Below are 17,435 nucleotides of genomic sequence, written 5' to 3'. Positions count from 1 at the left end.
GGAGGCCCTATGTCAGAGCATTTTTCGCGCGCAATGGACCGGCTATACATGCTGGCGATGTGGGTTGCCGGGCTGTCACTGCTGCTGATGACCATTGTCATCCCGGTGGGAATTTTTTCTCGCTATGTGCTTAACCGGGGCGAATCCTGGCCGGAGCCGATTGCCATTATCTGCATGGTGACCTTCACCTTTATCGGCGCGGCGGTGGGCTATCGCGCCGGGTCGCATATCGCGGTCAATATGCTCACCGACCGCCTGCCCGCTGCGCTGCAAAAAGCGGCGGCGCGGCTGGTGGACTTACTGATGCTGTTGGTGACTGTGTTGATGTTCTGGTACAGCTTCTGGCTCTGTGTCGAACTGTGGGAGCAGCCCGTTGCGGAATTTCCGGTAATGACCTCCGGCGAGAGCTATCTGCCGCTGCCGGTGGGTTCCGCTGTGCTGATTCTGTTTGTGATTGAGCGCCTGCTGTTCGGTTCGCAGGAACACCGCCCGGTGGTGCTCATCGGTAACCACGGTTAATGAGGTGAAAGATGGATGCGTTTATTTTGCTTTTCACCCTCGCCATTCTGTTGTCCGTGGGGATGCCTGTCGCGTTCGCGGTGGGCTTAAGTGCCGTAGCCGGCGCGCTCTGGATTGACCTGCCGCTGGAGGCATTAATGATTCAGATAACCAGCGGGGTGAACAAGTTTACCCTGCTGGCGATCCCGTTCTTCATTCTGGCGGGAGCGATCATGGCCGAGGGTGGCATCGCCCGGCGGTTGGTCAATTTCGCCTATCTGTTTGTGGGCTTTATTCGCGGTGGGCTGTCGCTGGTGAACATCGTCGCCTCGACCTTTTTCGGCGCGATTTCCGGTTCATCGGTGGCGGATACAGCGTCTATCGGCAGCGTGATGATCCCGGAGATGGAAAAGAAGGGCTACCCGCGCGAATACGCGGCGGCGGTGACGGCGAGCGGTTCGGTGCAGGCGATTCTGATCCCGCCCAGCCATAACTCGGTGATTTACTCGCTGGCAGCGGGTGGAACGGTTTCTATCGCTTCGCTGTTTATCGCGGGCGTATTGCCTGGGCTGTTGCTGGGGTTGTGCCTGATGATCCTGTGTCTTGGTTTCGCTCACAAACGCGGATATCCGAAAGGGGAGCGCATCCCGTTTAAACAAGCGGTGAAGATTTTTGTCGATGCGCTGTGGGGGCTGATGACGGTGGTCATTATTCTCGGCGGTATTCTCTCCGGGATTTTTACCGCCACAGAATCGGCAGCGGTGGCCTGTCTATGGGCGTTCTTCGTGACCATGTTTATCTACCGGGATTATAAGTGGAGCGAGCTGCCGAAGCTGATGTGCCGGACGGTGAAAACGGTCAGTATCGTGATGATTTTGATTGGTTTTGCTGCCGCGTTTGGCGCGGTGATGACCTATATGCAGCTTCCGGTGCGTATCACCGGGTTCTTTACGTCGTTGTCAGATAACAAGTACGTCATTTTGATGTATCTGAACATTATGCTGCTGCTGATTGGTACGTTGATGGACATGGCGCCGATTATCCTGATTCTGACGCCGGTGCTGCTACCGGTGACCAATGCGCTGGGCATCGACCCGGTGCATTTTGGCATGATCATGATGGTGAATCTGGGGATTGGCCTGATTACTCCGCCGGTGGGTTCGGTGCTGTTTGTTGCCAGCGCGGTGAGTAAACAGAAGATCGAAAGCGTGGTGAAAGCGATGCTGCCGTTTTACGGCATGTTGTTGGTGGTGCTGGCGCTGGTGACCTACGTTCCGGCGATATCGCTATGGTTGCCGGGGGTATTGGGGATGTGAGTTTGGTACGCGTTGTTGCCGGATGGCGCTTCGCTTATCCGGCCTACAAAATCGCTCGCGTAGGCCGGATAAGGCGTAGCCGCATCCGGCAAACCCCGGCACCGCATTCATTGACGCATGCATGTTTTCGTAGGCCGGATAAGGCGCAGCCGCCATCCGGCAAACCCATCACCGAAGCTTCATCCGCAACAATCGCAGTGCGTTCAGCGTGACCAGTACCGTTGCCCCGGTATCCGCCAGCACCGCCAGCCACAACCCGGTAATGCCAAGCAGGGTGGTGACGAGGAAAATGCCTTTCAACCCCAGCGCGATGGCGATGTTCTGCCGCACGTTGGCGTGGGTGGCCCGCGCCAGGCGCAGCATTTGCGCCAGGCCGGTTAAGCGGTTGTGCGTCAGCGCGGCATCGGCGGTTTCCAGCGCCACGTCGCTACCGCTACCCATCGCAATGCCAATGGTGGAGGCTTTCATGGCCGGCGCATCGTTAATACCGTCGCCGACCATCGCCAGCGGCGCTTTCGCATTCAACGCGGTAACTTCGGTAACTTTACCCGCCGGCAGCAGCCCGGCGCGGAAATCGAGCCCCAGCTCGCCCGCAATGGCTGCCGCCGCGCGCGGGTTATCGCCGGTGAGTATAATGCCCTGAATACCCAGCGTATGCAGGGTACCGATGGCTTCGCGGGCGTCATCACGCAGCGTATCGCGCAGCGCCAGTACACCCAGCAGTGTCTCTTCGCGTGTCACCAGCACTACCGTATTACCGGCTTTTTCCAGTTCTTCAATCTGCATCAGATGAGCATCCGCCGGGAATTTACCCGCCGCGCAAATCAGAATGCGTTGCCCATTAACGTCCGCTTCGATACCGGAACCTGCCAGCGCGCGCTGGTTGTCGGCTGCGGGTAGCGTTAGCTGGCGCTGTTGCGCTTCACGAACAATGGCCTGCGCCAGCGGGTGCGTTGAGCCTTGCTCCACGGCGGCGGCCAGCGCCAGCAAACTGTTTTCGTCAAGTTCCGCGGTAGCGACAACGGACGTCACCTGCGGTTTGCCGACGGTCAGAGTGCCTGTTTTATCAAACGCCACCTGCTGTACGCGGCCCAGTTGTTCCAGCGCCGCGCCGCCTTTAATCAACGCGCCGTAGCGTGCGGCGGTTGCCAGGCCAGAGGTAATCGCCGCCGGAGTGGAGATAACCAGCGCACACGGGCAGCCAATCAGCAGCAGCGTCAGACCTTTGTAGATCCACTCCAGCCACGGCGCGGAAAATGCCAGCGGCGGCACCAGCGCAACCAGCAGCGCCACGACCATAATCGCCGGGGTGTAGATGCGGCTGAAACGGTCAATAAAGCGCTCAATCGGCGCGCGGCGCTCTTCCGCTTCTTCAATTAAACGCAGAATGCGGTCGATAGCGCTGTCGCCAGGCTGTGAAGTCACGGTGATTTGTACCAGACGATCGACGCTGGTGGCTCCGGCGCTGACGCGCTCGCCCGCACTGTGTTCCACCGGAATAGATTCACCGGTTAAGGCACTTTCATCAAAGCTGGCAAAGGGAGAAAGCAGCGTGCCGTCGGCAGGTAAGCGCCCGCCAGCCGCCACTTCAATCACATCACCAGGGCGTAAATCCTGCTGCGCGACGGTTTCACGCTGGTCGCCACGCACGCGCACGGCGGTGTCGGGTTTCAGCGCCATCAGCGCGCTCACGCCCTGACGTGCGCGGGTCGCCGCCCAGCCTTCGAGTCGTTCGCCGATTAAAAACAGCAGCAACACCATCGCCGCTTCCGCTGTCGCGCCAATAAACAGCGCGCCGATGGCTGCGACGCTCATTAGCGTTTCAATGGCAAACCAGCTGCCGCTTTTGATCAGGCGTAACGCCTGACGTGCCACCGGATAGAGACCAACCAGCGTGGTCGCGATAAACGCGGCGTTCCCGAGCGGGTGATTGAAATGCTCCAGCCCCCAGCTGATCACCATCAGCAGCGTCAGCAGAATGAGGGGGAGATTTTCACGCAGACGGGAAGGGGCTTGTTCCGTTTTCGGTGCGTTTTCGCCGCGCAGTGTGTACCCGGCGGCGGTGACCGCGCGTTCGACCTGGTCGCGAATATCGTTATCGGCATCGACCAGCAGCTTTTCGGTGGCGAACAGCACTTTGACCTGTTTAACGCCGGGGATCTGGCTTACCGCCGTTTCGACTTTGCGGGCGCAGGCGGCGCAGTCCATGCCATCGACAAGCCAGCTGTAGCGGGCATCCGGCAGGTTTTCGGCAACGGTTGATGCGCACTCGCCGTCGCAGCAGCAGTCGTCCGTTTTGGCAGGCGCAGGGGTAAACTTCAGCGAGGAAAACTGCGGCGCTTTAGCGGGCTTCGTCTCTGGAGTCGACATGGTATCCTCCGGTTAATGATCGTTGTTTCATTAAACGCAGCATACACTCTGGAGTCGACTCCAGAGTCAAGAGCCATTTTACAGATAGAGCGCGCGGACAATCAAAAAGTGTCCGGCGAAGTAGCAGGCCGACGAAATGGCATTATCGGCGCGGAAGCGATAGCGATAATGGCTAACCAGCCAGACGATATTCCCCAGCAACAGCAGTGCCGCACCTACGAAGCCCGAAAGCGCCGGGCTGGTGGGACGCAGGAACCACAGTTCACCCGCCAGCCAGACCATGACCAGCGTCATGGCGATAAAGGTGGCGACCGGGATACGTAGCTCTTCCAGTTTGCTCCAGATAACCGCCAGCAGCAGTGCGCCAATGACCAGCAGCACCAGCGGCAGCGGCCAGAAAATGCTGAGTGTCATTTGGCTGGCAAACCAAATGGTGTACAGCAGATGCGACAGGAAGAATGCGCCGATGGCATAGAGCAGGCGTTGGCGCGGTAATAACGTAAGGGCATCGCCAATCAGGGAAGCGCACAGCCCCGCCACCACCAGATAGCCAACCGCCTCAAACATCGGTGCTTGCCAGGCGAGAAACAGAAGAAGAATGAGGGTAACCGGTTTAAATACCCAGCGCTGCCAGACCGGGCCACGGTAGGATGCATCGACATAAAGCCATGCGGATAAGCAGACAGCAATAAACGACCAAAGCATATTAAGTCCCTGTTATCATTAATTAGGTATTACACGCGTAGTCTTGGTCTTCAGTGTAGTGTTCATGAGCGCCTAATGACAATCGCCTTCCATGCCGTATCGCCCGAATTCCGTAAATTCCTATGAGATGTGATGATGAGTAAGATGCCGTTATTTTTTGTCGTCGTGGTCGCAATTATCGTGATTGCCGCGTCGTTTCGCTATGTGCAGCAGCGGCGGGAGAAGCAGGAAAACGAGGCTGCGCCGCTGATGCAAAAGCGCGTCACGGTCAGCAATAAGCGTGAAAAAGTGCTCAACGATCGCCGCTCGCACCAGCAAACGGAAATCCCGGCGGGCAGTTCAATGCGCTATGACGTGAGCTTTAAGCCGGAACAGGGCGGGCTGGAGATGCATTTTCGCCTCGACGACGTGCAGTATCATGCGCTGACGGTGGGCGACAAAGGCGTGCTGAGTTATAAAGGTTCGCGGTTTGTGGCGTTTGAGGCAGAGAGTTTGGGGCAGTGATGTCGGGTGGCGCTACGCTTACCCGACCTACGGTTTGCACTCATTTGTAGGCCGGATAAGCGTCAGCGCCATCCGGCAAAAAACCGCACATTACTTCTTCTTCGGCGTGATTTTTTTCTGCCACACCAACAACTCAAAAACGCCAAACAAGAAGATTCGCACCTTCTCTGCTTTGGTCATCTGCGGGCCATCTTTCGGAATGGTGGACTGCAATAACGCCAGTTGCATGCCGTGCATCAGCACCATAAACACCAGCGCGACGTTGACGAAAATGTTCAGCGGGCGCGGGAAAGGCTGGAAAAGATTGAGCACTAAAAACGCCCACACGCACAGCATCAGTAATCGGCCCAGATTAATCAGCATCCTTTTCTCCTTGTGCTTCACGATGGTACAGGCGGTATGCCACCTGACCGGCGACTTTCTCACGGTGCAGTTCCCAGCTTACCGGCACCGCTGGCAGGCCATTTTCCACTTCGCTTTCAACATAGATAAGCGCATCGTCCGCCAGCCAGCCGTTGTTCTCCAGCAGGGCGAGCGTTTCAGCGAGCAGCCCTTTACGGAACGGCGGATCGACAAAAACGATATCATGCGGCGTGCCCGGCTGGTTGAGGAATGAGAGCGTATTCGTATTCACGACTTTGCCCTGATTCGCTTTCAGCGTGGCGAGATTCTTCTGCAACTGCTGGGCGACCTGTTTGTCCATCTCCAGCAGCGTTGCGCCAGCCGCATAGCGCGACAGCGCTTCCAGCCCGAGCGCGCCGCTTCCGGCGAAGCAGTCCAGACACTGGGCATCGACCATTGACGGCGCCAGCCAGTTAAACAGGGTTTCACGCACGCGATCGGTGGTAGGACGCAGGCCGGGGCTGTCCGGAACCGGTAATTTTCGGCCACGCCATTGACCGCCGATAATCCGGATCTGGCCGCTGCCCGCAGAGGTTGGTTTCTTCATTTTATTGCTCTGGTCGCTCTTTTGGCCTGCTATTCTAACGATCTGCTTACTTCGGCGAAACCTTAATCCGCAGGCGGTGATGCGCGCCGCGTTAAGTGGTAGACTAACCGACTAATTTCATCATTATTTTAGCTTTCGCCCCTGTTATGGCGAAACAGCGCCATAAATAAACCGCGAGGAGTTAAGTCGCAAATGGCAAAAGAGAAGAAACGTGGCTTTTTTTCCTGGCTGGGCTTTGGGCAAAAAGAACAGCAGCAGGACGTTGAATCTGAACAAAAAATCGAAGAACAGGCGGCGGTAGAAGCGCAGCCTGCGCAGGATGATACGGCGGTTGTCGAGGCGCCTGCTGAACACACTCAGCAGGAGAGCGAAGCGTCCGCCGCCGAGGTGGTAGAGGTTACCGAAGAGGTTGCGGAGAGCGAAAAGCCGCAGCCCGTTGAGCCGGTTGAGCCTGAAGTCGCGCCAGAAGCGGTAATTGAGCACGAAGAGCTGCCGCTGCCTGAAGAGATTGCGCAAGACATTGCTGAGCCGGAAGTGCAGCCGGAAGAGGTTATCGTTGAAGAGGTGATTGAGCCTGTTCAGGAGGCCGAACCGCGGGTTGAAGAGGTCGCGGTTGTTGAACCCGTGGTTGAAGAGCCCGTCGTTGAAACGCCTGTTGCTGAAGAGCCTGCCGTAGAAACAGCGGTTGCTGAAGAGCCCGCAGCCGTAGAGCCTGTCGCCGAAGAAATCCTCGTCGAAGACGAGCCGGTGATTAGCGATGAAGAGCTCGAGACGCAGGCGCTGGTCGCTGCTGATGCCGCAGAAAACGCTATCGACGCCGAAGCCGTTGAAGAGCAGCAGGAACAGCCTGAGCAACAGGAGCAAGAAAAACCGACCAAAGAAGGTTTCTTCGCGCGACTCAAGCGCAGCCTTCTGAAAACAAAAGAAAATCTCGGTTCCGGATTTATCAGCCTGTTCCGTGGCAAGAAAATCGACGATGATCTGTTTGAAGAGCTGGAAGAACAGCTGTTGATTGCCGACGTCGGCGTGGAAACCACCCGTAAAATCATCAGCAGCCTGACCGAAAGCGCCAGCCGCAAACAGCTTCGCGATGCCGAAGCCCTGTACGGCCTGCTGAAAGATGAAATGGGCGATATTCTCGCAAAAGTGGATGAACCGCTTAATATTGAAGGCAAAACCCCGTTCGTCATTCTGATGGTTGGCGTCAACGGCGTGGGTAAAACCACCACCATCGGTAAGCTGGCGCGTCAGTTCGAGCAGCAGGGCAAATCGGTAATGCTGGCGGCGGGCGATACCTTCCGCGCAGCAGCGGTGGAACAGCTTCAGGTGTGGGGCCAGCGTAACAATATTCCGGTGGTCGCGCAGCATACGGGCGCGGACTCCGCATCGGTGATTTTCGATGCTATTCAGGCGGCGAAGGCGCGTAACGTCGATGTACTTATCGCCGATACCGCAGGGCGTTTGCAGAACAAATCGCACCTGATGGAAGAGCTGAAGAAAATTGTCCGCGTCATGAAAAAGCTCGACGTTGAGGCTCCGCATGAAGTCATGCTGACAATTGACGCCAGCACCGGTCAGAACGCAATAAGCCAGGCCAAATTGTTCCATGAAGCCGTTGGCCTGACGGGGATTACGCTCACCAAACTGGACGGTACGGCGAAGGGTGGGGTTATCTTCTCTGTGGCTGACCAGTTCGGTATTCCGATTCGCTATATCGGTGTTGGCGAACGTATCGAGGACTTGCGTCCGTTTAAAGCGGGCGATTTTATTGAGGCACTTTTTGCCCGAGAGGATTAACAATGATTCGCTTTGAACACGTCAGCAAAGCCTATCTCGGCGGGAGACAAGCGTTGCAGGGAGTGACCTTCCACATGCAACCAGGCGAGATGGCATTCCTGACCGGCCATTCCGGCGCAGGGAAAAGTACCCTGCTGAAGCTTATCTGTGGGATTGAACGGCCCAGCGCCGGGAAAATCTACTTCAGCGGGCATGATATCAGCCGCCTGAAAAACCGTGAGGTGCCGTTCCTGCGTCGCCAGATCGGCATGATTTTCCAGGATCACCATCTGCTGATGGACCGCACCGTGTTTGATAACGTGGCGATCCCGCTGATTATTGCCGGAGCAAGCTATGATGATATCCGCCGTCGCGTCTCGGCGGCACTGGATAAAGTCGGGCTGCTCGACAAAGCGAAAAACTTCCCAATTCAACTTTCCGGCGGTGAGCAGCAGCGCGTGGGTATTGCCCGTGCGGTGGTGAACAAGCCTGCCGTTCTGCTGGCGGATGAACCAACGGGTAACCTCGATAACGCGTTGTCGGAAGGCATTTTGCGCCTGTTCGAAGAGTTTAACCGCGTTGGCGTAACGGTATTGATGGCGACCCACGACCTGGGCCTCATCTCCAGCCGCGCTTACCGTATGCTGACGCTGAGCGACGGCCATTTGCATGGAGGCCACACGGGTGAATAAACGCGAAGCAATGAATCACATCCGCCAGTTCGGCGGCAGGCTGGATCGTATTCGCCAATCGGTGGGTAAAGGCGGCGGTGGGCGTAACGCGCCAAAACGCCCGAAAGTCGCACCGAAACCGGCCAACCGCAAAACCAATGTGTTCAATGAGCAGGTGCGTTATGCCTGGCAGGGCGCATTACAGGACCTGAAAAGCAAGCCGTTCGCCACGTTCCTGACGGTGATGGTGATCGCCATCTCCCTGACTCTGCCGAGCGTGTGCTATATGGTCTACAAGAACGTGAACACGGCGGCGTCGCAATATTACCCGTCGCCGCAGATTACGGTTTATCTGCAAAAAACGCTGGATGACGATGCGGCGGCGCGCGTGGTCGTGCAGTTGCAGGCGGAGCAGGGTGTAGAAAAGGTAAACTACCTTTCCCGTGATGAAGCGTTGGGCGAATTCCGCAACTGGTCCGGCTTTGGTGGGGCGCTGGATATGCTGGAAGAGAACCCGTTGCCTGCGGTGGCCGTGGTGATACCGAAACTCGATTTCCAGGGCACTGACTCGCTCAATACCCTGCGTGACCGCGTCGCGCAGGTAGATGGCGTGGACGAAGTGCGTATGGATGACAGCTGGTTTGCGCGCCTGGCCTCGCTGACCGGGCTGGTGGGCCGCGTATCCGCCATGATCGGCGTGCTGATGGTGGCGGCGGTATTCCTCGTCATCGGTAACAGCGTGCGTCTGAGCATCTTTGCCCGTCGCGATACCATTAACGTGCAGAAATTGATTGGCGCAACGGATGGTTTCATTCTGCGTCCGTTCCTTTATGGTGGCGCGCTGCTCGGTTTTTCCGGCGCATTTCTTTCACTGATTCTGTCAGAAATTTTGGTGATGCGGCTCTCTTCTGCGGTGACTGAAGTGGCGCGTGTTTTCGGAACTCAGTTTGAACTCAGTGGCTTATCGTTCGATGAGTGCCTGTTACTGCTGCTGGTTTGCTCGATGATCGGATGGATTGCGGCATGGCTTGCCACCGCACAACATTTACGTCGATTTACTCCCGAGTAATAAAGTTCTGTTATACTCTTCCCCTGCTACGAGTTCCCGTTAGCAGGGGATACGTTCCACTCTTACCTTTCCCCTGCCCTCGCTTATCGAGTGTCACATTTTGTGCGTAATCTATTCACAGTGTTGCATTGAACTTGTGGATAAAATCACTGTCTGATAAAAGAGTGAATGATAATCTCGTTGCTCAAAAGCTCTGGCACGGTTGTTGCTCAACGGCCAGACGATATTGATTGAGAGGATTGAATGACCAAAGAAATGCAAAATTTAGCTTTAGCCCCTGTTGGTAACCTGGAGTCTTACATCCGGGCTGCGAACGCATGGCCGATGTTGACGGCTGATGAAGAGCGGGCGCTCGCTGAAAAGCTGCATTACCAGGGCGATCTGGAAGCAGCTAAAACGCTGATCCTGTCTCACCTGCGCTTTGTTGTTCATATCGCTCGTAACTACTCGGGCTATGGCCTGCCGCAGGCTGACTTGATTCAGGAAGGTAATATCGGCCTGATGAAAGCCGTTCGTCGCTTCAACCCTGAAGTGGGCGTGCGTCTGGTCTCTTTCGCCGTACACTGGATCAAAGCGGAAATTCATGAATACGTACTGCGTAACTGGCGTATCGTGAAAGTCGCAACGACCAAAGCACAGCGTAAGCTGTTCTTTAACCTGCGTAAAACTAAGCAGCGTCTGGGCTGGTTCAACCAGGATGAAGTCGAGATGGTCGCGCGCGAACTGGGCGTATCCAGCAAAGATGTCCGTGAAATGGAATCCCGTATGGCGGCACAAGACATGACCTTTGACATGTCTTCCGACGACGAGTCCGACAGCCAGCCGATGGCGCCGGTGCTTTATCTACAGGATAAAACGTCTAACTTTGCCGACGGCATCGAAGACGATAACTGGGAAGAGCAGGCAGCCAACAAGCTGACTGACGCGATGATGGGTCTGGACGAACGTAGCCAGGACATTATCCGCGCGCGCTGGCTGGACGAAGACAACAAGTCGACGTTGCAGGAACTGGCCGATCGTTACGGCGTTTCAGCGGAACGTGTACGTCAGCTGGAAAAGAACGCGATGAAAAAACTGCGCGCCGCGATTGAAGCGTAACCGCGCAACGCGTTAAGCAGTACCCGATAACCCCTGGATGCGAGTCTGGGGGTTTTTGTTTTTTTATCGTGCACATTCTTAGGTAGGCCGGATAAGCGAAGCGCCATCCGGCAATCGCTATCGGCACTGAGAATGTCATAAATCTGTTACATCCCTTCCAAATTTCTCGTTTCAAAATCCGAAAAATGGGGTATGTTTTTAGCAGACTATGCTGCTATGACACCGCATGCATCGGTTCTTACTACTATCATATGCTTATCTTATAGATAAAAGCAGAATAACGTGTCACACAACAACATCACAACAAATACAATCACCATAACAATGGGGAACCTCAGGATGAACATGAAGGGTAAAGCGTTACTGGCAGGATGTATTGCGCTGGCGTTCAGTAACATGGCTTTCGCAGAGAACATTAAAGTCGCGGTCGTGGGCGCGATGTCTGGCCCGGTTGCGCAGTATGGCGACCAGGAGTTTACCGGTGCTGAGCAGGCGGTTGCGGATATCAACGCCAAAGGCGGCATCAAGGGTAATAAGCTGCAAATCGTAAAATATGATGATGCCTGTGACCCGAAACAGGCGGTCGCGGTGGCGAACAAAGTGGTTAACGATGGCATCAAATATGTTATCGGCCACCTTTGCTCATCTTCCACTCAGCCCGCTTCTGATATCTATGAAGATGAAGGCATTCTGATGATCACCCCGGCGGCGACCGCTCCGGAGCTGACCGCCCGCGGTTATCACCTGCTGCTGCGTACCACCGGCCTGGACTCTGACCAGGGCCCAACCGCGGCAAAATACATTCTCGATAAAGTGAAGCCGCAACGTATCGCTATCGTGCATGATAAGCAGCAGTACGGTGAAGGCCTGGCGCGTGCCGTTCAGGACAACCTGAAGAAAGGCAACGCCAACGTGGTCTTCTTTGACGGCATCACCGCAGGCGAGAAAGACTTCTCGACCCTGGTCGCGCGTCTGAAGAAAGAGAACATCGATTTCGTCTACTTCGGCGGCTATCACCCGGAGATGGGGCAGATCCTGCGTCAGTCCCGCGCGGCGGGCCTGAAAACCCAGTTTATGGGGCCGGAAGGCGTGGCGAACGTTTCACTGTCTAACATCGCGGGCGACTCTGCGGAAGGTCTGTTAGTGACCAAGCCGAAGAACTATGACCAGGTCCCGGCGAACAAACCGATTGTGGATGCGATTAAGGCGAAGAAACAGGACCCGAGCGGCGCATTCGTGTGGACCACCTATGCTGCGCTGCAATCACTGCAGGCGGGCCTGAATCAGTCTGAAGACCCGGCGGAAATCGCAAAATACCTGAAAGCGAACTCCGTAGAAACCGTAATGGGGCCGCTGTCATGGGATGAGAAGGGCGATCTGAAAGGCTTCGAGTTCGGTGTGTTCGACTGGCACGCTAACGGCACGGCGACTGACGCCAAATAAAAAGCAAACGGCAACCCATGGTTGCCGTTTTAGTCTTTGCGCCCTCTCCCTGTGGGAGAGGGATGGGGTGAGGGCATCAGGCCGCACCTGTGGTAACAAGCGTTACCGCTTCTCCCACCCATCCGCCTGTGCCGTAAAGCCCAGCGCCTGCATAAACGCCGCCATTGCGCCGCGGTCTTCCACGCCGATATCCGCCATCCACCAGCTGGATGCCTGCGCGTTATCCGCCAGCGTTTCTTCCAGCAGATATTGCCCCACGCCGCGACGGCGGGTGATTTCGCGCACGCGCAGTGAGTCGAGTGTCGCCTGAGTACCTGCAAGCGTGACGCGCACGGCGCCGAGCAGACGCTCGTTAAAGCGTGCCGCATAAATACGATGGTTGTCATCAAGGGTGAGCGTGTCGATGTCGTACTCCGGCCATATTTTTGCCAGATCGAGACGATCCTGTTCGCTGAAGTACTGTAAGCGGATGATGGTCAGTTTCATTCGAAAAAATCCTGCCAAAACGGGTAACTGAGTGTACCTAATTTTCCTTTCAGGGCGATTCTGTTTTTTATCCATTCATTAGCTGATTAATTTTTTTAGCCAGATAAAGGCAGTTTTATCCAGTATGGATTGAAAAATAGGCAGTGTTTTACCCTGAAAAGTAGTGATTTATTCCGCCTTATGTACCGTTATTTTATGCTGAATTCTGGACTTTTTTTGTTTATCTCGACAGAAATACAGAATATTATCTCTGCTTAATAGACTGAAAAATAGAGATTTTAATCTGGTTGTAGCCAAAAAACTGCGCTAAACCATTAAAGAGACTGGTAAAAATAGCGTTGTTTAAAAAAAGAACAAAGTGCGTTTTAACCATAAAACTACAAAATAAATAAATCACGTCACGAGTGGGGATCCATAAAAATGAGACCGAATGCGAAAACAGCGATCGCAGGGTTGATCGCACTGGCAATGTCGCATGTTGCGATGGCAGAGGATATTAAAGTCGCCGTGGTCGGCGCGATGTCTGGCCCGGTCGCCCAGTGGGGCGACATGGAGTTCAATGGCGCGCGTCAGGCGATTAAAGACATCAACGCTAAAGGCGGCATTAAAGGCAACAAACTGGTTGGCGTGGAGTATGACGACGCGTGCGACCCGAAACAGGCCGTTGCCGTGGCCAACAAAATCGTGAACGACGGCATTCAGTACGTTATCGGTCACCTTTGCTCCTCCTCCACGCAGCCGGCTTCCGACATCTATGAAGATGAAGGCATTCTGATGATCACGCCGGGCGCAACCAACCCGGAACTGACGCAGCGTGGCTATCAGCACATCATGCGTACCGCCGGTCTCGACTCCTCTCAGGGCCCGACCGCCGCGAAATATATTCTGGAGAAGGTGAAACCGCAGCGTATCGCTATCATCCACGACAAACAGCAGTACGGTGAAGGCCTGGCGCGTTCCGTGCAGGATGGCCTGAAAGCGGGTAAAGCCAATATCGTCTTCTTCGACGGTATCACCGCCGGAGAAAAAGATTTCTCGGCGCTGATCGCGCGCCTGAAAAAAGAGAATATCGATTTCGTTTACTTCGGCGGCTACTACCCGGAAATGGGCCAGATGCTGCGCCAGGCGCGTTCCGTCGGCCTGAAGACCCAGTTTATGGGCCCGGAAGGTGTGGGCAACGCGTCACTCTCTAACATCGCGGGCGATGCCGGGGAAGGCATGCTGGTGACGATGCCGAAACGCTATGACCAGGAACCGGCCAACAAAGCGATTGTGGATGCACTGAAGGCGCAGAAGAAAGATCCGAGCGGCCCGTACGTGTGGATCACCTATGCGGCGGTGCAGTCTCTGGCAACCGCGATGGAGCGTACCGGCAGCGATGAGCCGCTGGCGCTGGTAAAAGATTTGAAAGCAAACGGTGCGAACACCGTGATTGGGCCGCTGAAATGGGATGAAAAAGGCGATCTGAAGGGATTTGAGTTTGGTGTCTTCCAGTGGCACGCCGACGGCTCATCAACCCCGGCGAAGTAACTGTCATCCCACCCTCCGGGCGCAACACCCGGAGGGGTTGAAAAAGGTCATTTTATGTCAGAGCAGTTTCTCTATTTCATGCAGCAGATGTTTAACGGCGTTACGCTGGGAAGCACCTATGCATTGATCGCCATCGGTTACACCATGGTTTACGGCATTATCGGCATGATTAACTTCGCCCACGGCGAGGTGTATATGATCGGTAGCTATGTCTCCTTTATGATCATCGCTGCCCTGATGATGATGGGTATTGATACCAGCTGGCTGCTGGTTGCCGCCGGGTTTATCGGTGCGATTATTATCGCCAGCGCCTACGGCTGGAGTATTGAACGCGTCGCGTATCGCCCGGTGCGTAGCTCCAAGCGCCTGATTGCGCTGATCTCTGCCATCGGGATGTCCATCTTCCTGCAAAACTACGTTAGCCTGACGGAAGGTTCGCGCGACGTCGCGCTGCCGAGCCTGTTTAACGGTCAGTGGACGATTGGCAGCAGTGAAAACTTCTCGGCCAGCATCACCACCATGCAGCTGGTTATCTGGATTGTGACCTTTATTTCCATGCTGGCGCTGACGCTGTTTATCCGCTATTCCCGCATGGGCCGTGCTTGCCGCGCCTGTTCGGAAGACCTGAAAATGGCGAGTCTGCTGGGTATCAACACTGACCGCGTGATTGCACTTACCTTCGTAATTGGTGCGGCAATGGCAGCGGTTGCGGGCGTACTGCTCGGCCAGTTCTACGGCGTGATTAACCCGTATATCGGCTTTATGGCCGGGATGAAAGCCTTCACCGCGGCGGTGCTGGGCGGTATCGGCAGTATTCCAGGCGCAATGATTGGCGGCCTGATCCTCGGCATCGCCGAGGCGCTCTCTTCTGCTTATTTGAGTACTGAATACAAAGACGTGGTGTCGTTCGCCCTGCTGATTCTGGTGCTGCTGGTGATGCCGACCGGTATTCTGGGTCGCCCGGAGGTAGAGAAAGTATGAAACCGATGCATTTTGCAATGGCGCTGCTCTCTGCCGTCATGTTCTTTATTCTGGCGGGCGTCTTTATGGGCGTTCAGTTACAGCTGGATGGCACCAAACTGGTGGTGGGCTCGGCGGCGGATATTCGCTGGCAGTGGGTTTACATCGGTACGGCGGTGGTCTTCTTCTTCCAGTTGCTGCGTCCTGTTTTCCAGAACACCCTGAAAAACGTCTCCGGGCCGAAGTTTGTTCTGCCGGCGATTGATGGATCCACCGTTAAACAGAAACTGTTCCTCGTGGCGCTGCTGGTGATCGCTGTGGCGTGGCCGTTTATGGTGTCGCGCGGTACGGTCGATATCGCCACCCTGACCATGATTTATATCATTCTCGGTCTCGGTCTGAACGTGGTTGTTGGCCTGTCTGGCCTGCTGGTGCTGGGCTACGGCGGTTTTTATGCCATCGGCGCGTATACCTTCGCGCTGCTGAACCACTATTACGGGCTTGGTTTCTGGACCTGTTTACCGCTGGCGGGGCTGGTTTCCGCGGCGGCGGGCTTCCTGCTTGGCTTCCCGGTGCTGCGTTTGCGCGGTGATTATCTGGCGATTGTCACCTTAGGCTTTGGGGAAATCGTTCGCATTCTGCTGCTCAACAACACTGAAATTACCGGCGGCCCGAACGGGATCAGCCAGATCCCTAAACCGACCTTCTTCGGCCTGGAGTTCAGCCGTTCCGCGCGCGAAGGCGGCTGGGATACCTTCAGCAACTTCTTTGGCGTGAAGTATGACCCGTCCGATCGCGTGATCTGGCTCTATCTGGTGGCGCTGCTGCTGGTGGTGTTCTCGCTGTTCGTGATTAACCGCCTGCTGCGTATGCCGCTGGGCCGTGCGTGGGAAGCGCTGCGTGAAGATGAAATCGCCTGCCGCTCCCTGGGCCTGAGCCCGACGCGTATCAAGCTGACGGCCTTTACCATCAGCGCCGCGTTCGCTGGTTTTGCCGGTACGCTGTTTGCCGCACGTCAGGGGTTCGTCAGCCCGGAATCGTTCACTTTCGCCGAATCCGCTTTCGTGCTGGCAATTGTGGTACTGGGCGGGATGGGCTCGCAGTTTGCCGTTATTCTTGCGGCTATCCTGCTGGTGGTCTCGCGTGAACTGATGCGCGACTTTAACGAATACAGCATGTTAATGCTGGGTGGTTTGATGGTGCTGATGATGATCTGGCGTCCGCAGGGCTTGTTGCCGATGACCCGTGTACAGATGAAGTTGAAAAACGGGAAAGCGAAAGGAGAGCAGGCATGAGTCAGCCATTATTATCCGTTAGCGGCCTGATGATGCGTTTTGGCGGCCTGCTGGCGGTCAATAACGTCAATCTTGAGCTGCGCCCGCAGGAGATTGTCTCCCTGATTGGCCCGAACGGCGCGGGGAAAACCACGGTCTTCAACTGCCTGACCGGTTTCTACAAGCCGACAGGCGGCACCATCATGCTGCGCGACCAGCACCTGGAAGGGCTGCCCGGCCAGCAAATCGCCCGTATGGGCGTGGTGCGTACCTTCCAGCACGTGCGCCTGTTCCGCGAAATGACGGTGATTGAAAACCTGCTGGTGGCGCAGCATCAACAACTGAAAACCGGCGTTTTCTCCGGCCTGCTGAAAACTCCGTCATTCCGTCGCGCCCAGAGCGAAGCGCTCGATCGCGCCGCGACCTGGCTTGAGCGTATTGGCCTGCTGGAACACGCTAACCGCCAGGCGAGCAACCTGGCGTACGGTGACCAGCGTCGTCTGGAGATCGCTCGCTGCATGGTCACGCAGCCGGAAATTCTGATGCTCGATGAGCCTGCTGCGGGCCTCAACCCGAAAGAAACCAAAGAGCTGGACGAGCTGATTGCCGAGCTACGTAACGAGCATAACACCACCATTCTGCTGATTGAGCATGACATGAAGCTGGTGATGGGCATTTCCGACCGCATCTACGTGGTGAACCAGGGCACGCCGCTGGCGAACGGTACGCCGGAGCAAATTCGTAACAACCCGGACGTCATTCGTGCGTATTTAGGTGAGGCATAAA

The 17,435-nt window shown here is 55.9% G+C and carries 17 protein-coding genes; 12 read left to right on the top strand and 5 right to left on the bottom strand.

Annotation, left to right across the window (positions count from 1 at the left end):
* The first annotated feature begins 9 nt into the window (after window positions 1-9).
* Together ACWWFX_RS05005 and ACWWFX_RS05000 are read left to right on the top strand one after the other, a co-directional pair.
* Window positions 10-519 (top strand): TRAP transporter small permease, encoded by a 510-nt coding sequence (locus ACWWFX_RS05005; protein ID WP_015962615.1) that lies wholly within the window; start codon window positions 10-12, stop codon window positions 517-519.
* A gap of 11 nt (window positions 520-530) precedes the next feature.
* Window positions 531-1,814 (top strand): TRAP transporter large permease, encoded by a 1,284-nt coding sequence (locus ACWWFX_RS05000; RefSeq protein WP_473223338.1) that lies wholly within the window; start codon window positions 531-533, stop codon window positions 1,812-1,814.
* A gap of 168 nt (window positions 1,815-1,982) precedes the next feature.
* Here ACWWFX_RS05000 and zntA read toward each other — a convergent pair whose 3' ends face one another.
* Window positions 1,983-4,184, bottom strand: a complete 2,202-nt coding sequence (gene zntA, locus ACWWFX_RS04995; RefSeq protein ID WP_473223337.1) for a Zn(II)/Cd(II)/Pb(II) translocating P-type ATPase ZntA — start codon at window positions 4,182-4,184, stop codon at window positions 1,983-1,985.
* 78 nt (window positions 4,185-4,262) lie between these two features.
* Window positions 4,263-4,889 (bottom strand): lysoplasmalogenase, encoded by a 627-nt coding sequence (locus ACWWFX_RS04990; protein ID WP_276218871.1) that lies wholly within the window; start codon window positions 4,887-4,889, stop codon window positions 4,263-4,265.
* 135 nt (window positions 4,890-5,024) lie between these two features.
* Between ACWWFX_RS04990 and ACWWFX_RS04985 the strand changes: the two genes are divergently transcribed.
* Window positions 5,025-5,393 (top strand): DUF2500 domain-containing protein, encoded by a 369-nt coding sequence (locus ACWWFX_RS04985; RefSeq protein ID WP_473223414.1) that lies wholly within the window; start codon window positions 5,025-5,027, stop codon window positions 5,391-5,393.
* A gap of 90 nt (window positions 5,394-5,483) precedes the next feature.
* Here ACWWFX_RS04985 and ACWWFX_RS04980 read toward each other — a convergent pair whose 3' ends face one another.
* Entirely contained in the window at window positions 5,484-5,756 is a 273-nt protein-coding gene (locus ACWWFX_RS04980) for a DUF1145 family protein (RefSeq protein WP_456146899.1), read from the bottom strand.
* A complete protein-coding gene (gene rsmD / locus ACWWFX_RS04975) occupies window positions 5,746-6,342 on the bottom strand; it encodes a 16S rRNA (guanine(966)-N(2))-methyltransferase (protein ID WP_149464099.1) in 597 nt (198 codons plus the stop codon). Before rsmD ends, ACWWFX_RS04980 begins: the two co-directional genes overlap by 11 nt.
* 192 nt (window positions 6,343-6,534) lie before the next feature.
* On the opposite strand from rsmD, the gene ftsY reads away from it, so the two are divergent.
* From ftsY to livJ, 5 genes are all read left to right on the top strand, one after another.
* On the top strand, window positions 6,535-8,139 hold the full coding sequence (gene ftsY, locus ACWWFX_RS04970) for a signal recognition particle-docking protein FtsY (protein WP_473223336.1): 1,605 nt from the start codon (window positions 6,535-6,537) through the stop codon (window positions 8,137-8,139).
* Between the two features lie 2 nt (window positions 8,140-8,141).
* On the top strand, window positions 8,142-8,810 hold the full coding sequence (gene ftsE, locus ACWWFX_RS04965; RefSeq protein WP_015962623.1) for a cell division ATP-binding protein FtsE: 669 nt from the start codon (window positions 8,142-8,144) through the stop codon (window positions 8,808-8,810).
* A complete protein-coding gene (gene ftsX, locus ACWWFX_RS04960) occupies window positions 8,803-9,858 on the top strand; it encodes a permease-like cell division protein FtsX (protein ID WP_473223335.1) in 1,056 nt (351 codons plus the stop codon). The genes ftsE and ftsX overlap by 8 nt, the downstream gene beginning before the upstream one ends.
* A 243-nt stretch (window positions 9,859-10,101) precedes the next feature.
* Window positions 10,102-10,956 (top strand): RNA polymerase sigma factor RpoH, encoded by an 855-nt coding sequence (gene rpoH, locus ACWWFX_RS04955; protein ID WP_015962625.1) that lies wholly within the window; start codon window positions 10,102-10,104, stop codon window positions 10,954-10,956.
* A 339-nt stretch (window positions 10,957-11,295) separates the two neighbouring features.
* Window positions 11,296-12,399 (top strand): branched chain amino acid ABC transporter substrate-binding protein LivJ, encoded by a 1,104-nt coding sequence (livJ, locus tag ACWWFX_RS04950; RefSeq protein WP_149464102.1) that lies wholly within the window; start codon window positions 11,296-11,298, stop codon window positions 12,397-12,399.
* 102 nt (window positions 12,400-12,501) lie between these two features.
* Here the strand turns inward: livJ and panM are convergent, their stop codons facing one another.
* The gene (panM, locus tag ACWWFX_RS04945; protein ID WP_276218859.1) at window positions 12,502-12,885 is read right to left on the bottom strand and encodes an aspartate 1-decarboxylase autocleavage activator PanM; all 384 of its coding nucleotides are present in this window, start codon (window positions 12,883-12,885) and stop codon (window positions 12,502-12,504) included.
* Between the two features lie 420 nt (window positions 12,886-13,305).
* Between panM and livK the strand changes: the two genes are divergently transcribed.
* From livK to livG, 4 genes are read left to right on the top strand one after another with little or no spacing between them, the layout of a single operon-like run.
* On the top strand, window positions 13,306-14,415 hold the full coding sequence (livK, locus tag ACWWFX_RS04940; protein ID WP_276218857.1) for a high-affinity branched-chain amino acid ABC transporter substrate-binding protein LivK: 1,110 nt from the start codon (window positions 13,306-13,308) through the stop codon (window positions 14,413-14,415).
* Window positions 14,416-14,469: 54 nt separating this feature from the next.
* Entirely contained in the window at window positions 14,470-15,396 is a 927-nt protein-coding gene (gene livH / locus ACWWFX_RS04935) for a high-affinity branched-chain amino acid ABC transporter permease LivH (RefSeq protein ID WP_276218855.1), read from the top strand.
* Window positions 15,393-16,670: a high-affinity branched-chain amino acid ABC transporter permease LivM gene (locus ACWWFX_RS04930; RefSeq protein ID WP_276218853.1), complete on the top strand. Its 1,278-nt coding sequence runs from the start codon at window positions 15,393-15,395 to the stop codon at window positions 16,668-16,670. Before livH ends, ACWWFX_RS04930 begins: the two co-directional genes overlap by 4 nt.
* The gene (gene livG, locus ACWWFX_RS04925; protein WP_456146904.1) at window positions 16,667-17,434 is read left to right on the top strand and encodes a high-affinity branched-chain amino acid ABC transporter ATP-binding protein LivG; all 768 of its coding nucleotides are present in this window, start codon (window positions 16,667-16,669) and stop codon (window positions 17,432-17,434) included. The genes ACWWFX_RS04930 and livG overlap by 4 nt, the downstream gene beginning before the upstream one ends.
* Window position 17,435: the final 1 nt, after the last annotated feature.

Source organism: Pseudocitrobacter sp. 2023LY-00077, assembly GCF_055796175.1.
Note: the sequence above shows the minus strand (reverse complement) of the source record. Positions and strands in the feature narration are given on the sequence as shown.

Coding starts and splice junctions, on each gene's coding strand:
- livG (WP_456146904.1), top strand. CDS start 16,667: ATGAGTCAGCCATTATTATCCGTTAGCGGCCTGATGATGCGTTTTGGC.
- livK (WP_276218857.1), top strand. CDS start 13,306: ATGAGACCGAATGCGAAAACAGCGATCGCAGGGTTGATCGCACTGGCA.
- ACWWFX_RS04990 (WP_276218871.1), bottom strand. CDS start 4,889: ATGCTTTGGTCGTTTATTGCTGTCTGCTTATCCGCATGGCTTTATGTC.
- ftsY (WP_473223336.1), top strand. CDS start 6,535: ATGGCAAAAGAGAAGAAACGTGGCTTTTTTTCCTGGCTGGGCTTTGGG.
- rsmD (WP_149464099.1), bottom strand. CDS start 6,342: ATGAAGAAACCAACCTCTGCGGGCAGCGGCCAGATCCGGATTATCGGC.
- ACWWFX_RS04930 (WP_276218853.1), top strand. CDS start 15,393: ATGAAACCGATGCATTTTGCAATGGCGCTGCTCTCTGCCGTCATGTTC.
- panM (WP_276218859.1), bottom strand. CDS start 12,885: ATGAAACTGACCATCATCCGCTTACAGTACTTCAGCGAACAGGATCGT.
- livH (WP_276218855.1), top strand. CDS start 14,470: ATGTCAGAGCAGTTTCTCTATTTCATGCAGCAGATGTTTAACGGCGTT.
- rpoH (WP_015962625.1), top strand. CDS start 10,102: ATGACCAAAGAAATGCAAAATTTAGCTTTAGCCCCTGTTGGTAACCTG.
- livJ (WP_149464102.1), top strand. CDS start 11,296: ATGAACATGAAGGGTAAAGCGTTACTGGCAGGATGTATTGCGCTGGCG.
- ftsE (WP_015962623.1), top strand. CDS start 8,142: ATGATTCGCTTTGAACACGTCAGCAAAGCCTATCTCGGCGGGAGACAA.
- ACWWFX_RS04985 (WP_473223414.1), top strand. CDS start 5,025: ATGAGTAAGATGCCGTTATTTTTTGTCGTCGTGGTCGCAATTATCGTG.
- zntA (WP_473223337.1), bottom strand. CDS start 4,184: ATGTCGACTCCAGAGACGAAGCCCGCTAAAGCGCCGCAGTTTTCCTCG.
- ACWWFX_RS05000 (WP_473223338.1), top strand. CDS start 531: ATGGATGCGTTTATTTTGCTTTTCACCCTCGCCATTCTGTTGTCCGTG.
- ACWWFX_RS05005 (WP_015962615.1), top strand. CDS start 10: ATGTCAGAGCATTTTTCGCGCGCAATGGACCGGCTATACATGCTGGCG.
- ACWWFX_RS04980 (WP_456146899.1), bottom strand. CDS start 5,756: ATGCTGATTAATCTGGGCCGATTACTGATGCTGTGCGTGTGGGCGTTT.